At 41.0% G+C, this 4,807-nt stretch carries 4 protein-coding genes; 2 read left to right on the top strand and 2 right to left on the bottom strand.

Features of this window, described 5'->3' with window-relative positions; all coding sequences use genetic code 11:
* On the bottom strand, positions 1-1,157 hold a 1,157-nt coding region (locus B4J50_RS09710), incomplete at its 3' end, for an efflux RND transporter periplasmic adaptor subunit (protein ID WP_286954149.1).
* A 330-nt stretch (positions 1,158-1,487) separates the two neighbouring features.
* A complete protein-coding gene (locus B4J50_RS09705; RefSeq protein ID WP_024822800.1) occupies positions 1,488-2,858 on the bottom strand; it encodes a uracil-xanthine permease family protein in 1,371 nt (456 codons plus the stop codon).
* Positions 2,859-2,996: 138 nt separating this feature from the next.
* On the opposite strand from B4J50_RS09705, the gene B4J50_RS09700 reads away from it, so the two are divergent.
* On the top strand, positions 2,997-3,740 hold the full coding sequence (locus tag B4J50_RS09700) for an SIR2 family NAD-dependent protein deacylase (RefSeq protein ID WP_034327044.1): 744 nt from the start codon (positions 2,997-2,999) through the stop codon (positions 3,738-3,740).
* 73 nt (positions 3,741-3,813) lie between these two features.
* The gene (locus B4J50_RS09695; protein WP_286846114.1) at positions 3,814-4,803 is read left to right on the top strand and encodes a hypothetical protein; all 990 of its coding nucleotides are present in this window, start codon (positions 3,814-3,816) and stop codon (positions 4,801-4,803) included.
* Positions 4,804-4,807: the final 4 nt, after the last annotated feature.

Raw genomic sequence — 4,807 nt, 5'->3', positions numbered from 1 at the left:
TGAATATATACTTCCACCTTATGAACCGTCATGGTTTCTTCATTGATAATCCAAAGGAAATGCGTTGTTCCCTCTCCTGGAACAACGGCTATAGAAGGGACTGCAAATCCTTTAACCTCATGGGCCCCGTTTTGCCCAGTAAATTCAACATTCGCAGTCATACCTGGCAAAACAACTATGTCCTTCGGGTAAGGCATCGTGAATGTTACAGCATACGTCTGAGTTTGTGGGTCGGCTTCTGTAGATATCTCCTTAAAGACAAGAGAGTATTGCGTGTTGGGTGCTGCCTCAAAAGACGAAGATACTCCTAAAGAAGTATTTAAACGAAATTTCATAATATCCTGTTCTGGAATAGAGACCACTATTTCAACCTCTTCCAGATTTTGTAAACTTACGATCGGTTGGTCCCTTTGCACGCTTTGAAAATTGTCCACATATCGAGCAGCAATAATCCCTTTAAAAGGAGCTTTAAGTTCTGTATCATCCAAGGCACTTTGAGCAGCTTGAACTTGAGATTCTAACCCCTGTATAGTAGCTTCCATCGCCGCAATGTCTTCAGCCCTAGCACCACTTCTTGCCTTCTGAAGTTCCTGGCTAGCAGCATTCACTTCCCCTTTCGCCACCTCATAGGTTGTTTGTGACCGCTCTAAATCTACTTGAGCCACAACTCCTTCCTTAAATAAGCGTTCCATCCTTTTATAATCTGCTTCTGCCTCTGCCAATTTGGCTTTCGCCGAAGCAACTTGAGAAGATAAAGCCGAAATTTCTTCTCTTCTTGCTCCAGCTCTCATAGCAGACAGCTGTGCTTTAGCATTATTCAGGGCGCTCTGCGCATTCATCAATTGAACTTTGAAATCTCGAGGATCTATTTGGGCAACAAGATCGCCCTTATTTATAGGTTCACCTTTCTTCACTGGTAACTCAATAAGAGGACCTGACACTCTAAAAGAGAGATCTGCTGTCTTTGAGGCAAGGACTTTACCTGGGAATACACGTCGTAAAACAACGTCTGGGGCAGAAAGGGTTATATATTTTACAGGACGAGCGATTTTTTCCACAACCTTCTCTTTTTGTTCCTCTTTTTTATTCGATAAAAGGAAAAAACCTCCAACAACAATAAGGATGGCAGCCACGCCCCATAGTCTTTTAAATCTCATTATCTCTCACCTCTATCTTCTCATCGTATTAATTTATAACAGGGTCAACCACCAGTAACGCAACCTCGTATATTCGTTTTGTAACTCCATTCTGTTAATTTTAAAAAACAAGAAAATTATACTCTTTTATTTTAAAATAAATCTTCAAAAAATAGGGTATACAAAAACAAAAAATCACCCAATCTTTTTCCTTCTCGATACGATCCTATTCTTTTGTGATTAAAATTATTTTCTGCTTTCTTTATAACGCAAAAGCCCAACCTGAAAGAAAAGGTTGGGCTTTTTTAACATGTAAACGATTTTTTGTAAGAGCAACGTTTCAAAAAATTGCTACTGCGCTGAAAGTCCCCGCTCTTTTAGTGTTCCTGGGATAATGTTATCCCAAAATGCCGCACAAATACCTGCGACAGCCATGGGTGTTTTAAGGATAGCCCATAAAACTTGTCCGATAATCCCAATGGAAAAGAAAGAATCTTTCGCACCTTCTACCCATCCAGGAAGCCCAAGGGCCATTAGAAAAGCGAAACCTACTATCAAAACGTTTCGTTGGCTCGACATATCCGCTCGCAGCAACACTTGTATCCCTAATGTCCCAATAATACCAAAAAGGGCTATGTACGCTCCGCCAATAACAGGGCTAGGGATCGTAGCAATGAGCGCCCCTATTTTCCCCACAAAACTCATAAGTATAAGGAGAATCGCTCCTGTACGTACAACCCAGCGAGAGGCAACTCCCGTTAATCCGATAAGACCAATATTTTCTGTATATGATGTTGTAGCAACCGCACCGAGAGTCCCAGCAATCGCACAGTTCAAACCTTCAGCACCTATTCCCCTATTAATCATGGAGGGTGTAGGATCTGGGAGGCCAGCAACATAAGAACAGGAGTGATAGTCACCTATAGATTCGATCATTACCGCAAAAAAGCCTGCGATAATCGCTCCGAAAGAAATAATGTCAAATTTTGGAGCACCCCAAGGCATAATGCCTGTAAAACGGAACCATGGCGCTTGCACTACGCTGGAGAGGTCAATATACGCTGCATGTCCACTGGGAAAAAAGCCTATGAGGGTTCCACCAAGGGCTACGAGATACGCAATGGAAATAGAAGCCAATACAGCAAAAATATTGAAGTATTTATTTCGACTTACTAAGCTGAAGAAAAAGACTCCCACAACTACAATGAGAGATATAGGCCAGTATTTCGAAGCATTTGCCTGGATAGCTACTGGTGCCATGGAAAAACCTATTGCCATAATAGTAGGCCCGATAACTACTGGAGATATAAGCTTTCGTATAACACCAACAATCCGGCTATACCCTATAATAGAAAGGATAATGCCTCCTAAAATTAAAGCTCCGCTTACATGCTGCATTACGACAGAAGGCCCCGAAGCCCCGTAAGCTGCGATAATCGTCATTATAGGAGGAATAAAGCTGAAACTAGATCCCTGAACAATAGGTAGTCCGGATCCAATTTTAGGGTGAGTCTGAATTAACGTTGCTATACCCATTGCCAGATAAACACAAGATATAAAAAAGCCAATTTCTACTGTAGTCATCCCCATTGCTGGACCAAAAATCAAGGGGACAAGAGTTGTAGCTCCAAATAAAGTTAAAACATGTTGAAAACCAGCTAAAACCATAATAGGAAAGGGCGGCTTGTCGTCCACTCCAAAAACTATGTTTTTAATTGCCATCCTAACACCCCCATATTTAAACTGGGGTTATTGTAGCAGATTGTACAATCGGTTGCATAAAATTTTGATTAAATATTTCTATAAAAATAAGATATAATATTTTCGGAGGTGGTTCTTTTGAACAATAATCTTAAATACATGGCACAGCAGTGTGCGTGCGCTTTAAAGGAAGCACATAAAATAGTTCTGTTAAGTGGCGCTGGAATGTCTACTAATGCCGGAATACCCGATTTCAGAGGCCCCAATGGAATTTACAAACAAAAAATGCAGACAGATCCAGAACTTATTTTCGATATTGACTACTTCCAGAAAAATCCTCGCTTCTTCTATCAGTTCCATCGAGAATTTTTAAAGGTCATCAATAAAATAGAACCTACCTTCTCTCATCGGTTCTTTGCGCAACTGGAAAAAGAAGGGAAACTCGCTGGAATCATTACCCAAAATATCGATGCCCTTCACCAAAAAGCTGGCTCTAAGAAAGTGTACGAGATACATGGGAGCACATGGCAAAGCTATTGTACTTCTTGTGGCGAAGTCTTCGACTACGAGACATCATATGCGAAGAGCTTCAAAGAAGACATCCCTCATTGCGAAAAATGTGGCGGCGTACTAAAACCTGACATTGTCTTTTTTGGAGAAAATGTAAAACACCTTTATGAATGCCAAACCCTTGCTGAGGAGGCCGATTTGCTTTTTGTAGTAGGATCTTCTCTTACTGTCACCCCAGCAGCATTTTTACCTTCCATGTGTCCAGGGAAAATAGTAGTTGTCAATAAAGGGGATATTTCTTATGCCTATTTACATCCTCAAAAGATCTTTATTCATGCGGAATGGGATATAGATGATTTTTTTAAAGCAGTAGAAGAGGCAGGAAGAGAATAACCTCCTCACCTTTCTTAAAAGGAAGTCCGATACATGATATAGAAGTGGAAATTAGTGAATCTGGGGTGAAAGTATGAAACGTAAATACAGGTGGAAACAGTTACTTCTCTCTTTTTACTTTATCATCGGAACTTTTTTTATCACACCAGCCTTAGGGCGAGAAATTCAAGGGAACGTATTTACTGTCGATGTGTTGCCGACAGAGAATTCTAGCGGTTTTGAAGTTTGGGAAAGCCGCTTTTATCCTGTAGATATACTTGATCAAAAGATAACACAATATTGCATAAGCCAGCTGAAACGTTCCCCTTTTATAGAAGTTCGGGAACAGCAAAAAAGGGGAAGAACTCTTCCGCCTGGAGATATGGCTTTACAACTGGAAATTTATTCTTTTACTGTGAAAGATAAGGATTTTTTCGGAAAAGACCAGAGAGGCAAAGTACGCATAAGACTTCGCGTCTACGATAATTCTGGGAAGGAGCTCCCTTTTTGTGCAGATATCGTAGCAGAAGATCAGCGATATATACCTGTTCCCGGAGATGATCGCCTGTTTTTTCTATCTGCACGAGGTTTCTCCCCTTTCGATCCCATGTATAAAGACGGCCTTGATCTTTTTCGTCTCGCCCCCAGAGAAAACACTAACAATTTCAGCAAACCTGTATGGGACGATTTCTCACAATCGCCATATTGGGAAGCCTGCAAAAAAGCTATAAACAAAGCGCTACAACAGGTGACAGACGGTTTCTCGGGATTATACCGCACCGCCAACATTGTGGGGTATGCAAAGAATGCAGATGAAGAAGGGACTCATTTCATTATTTCCGCAGGACGATATGAAGGAATTCGAGAGAAAGATATTCTAACTGTTGTAAGGAAGGTGTCCTTTAAAGGAATTGGACCCAACGCTGCGGAGAGCGCCTTCCCTAAAGAAGTAGGGACCGTTCGTGTTATACAAGCTGTAGATCACAATGCCATCGTAGTTGTAATGAAACAAGAAGAAGACAAAGAACCTGACATAGAACTCTCAGATATCATTCTAATACCATTCTATCATTCCAGAATGTAAGGCA

Origin of the sequence: Aminobacterium sp. UBA4908, assembly GCF_002398115.1 — a bacterium.
GTDB lineage: Bacteria > Synergistota > Synergistia > Synergistales > Aminobacteriaceae > Aminobacterium > Aminobacterium mobile.
This window is presented reverse-complemented; position numbering and strand designations above follow the sequence as displayed.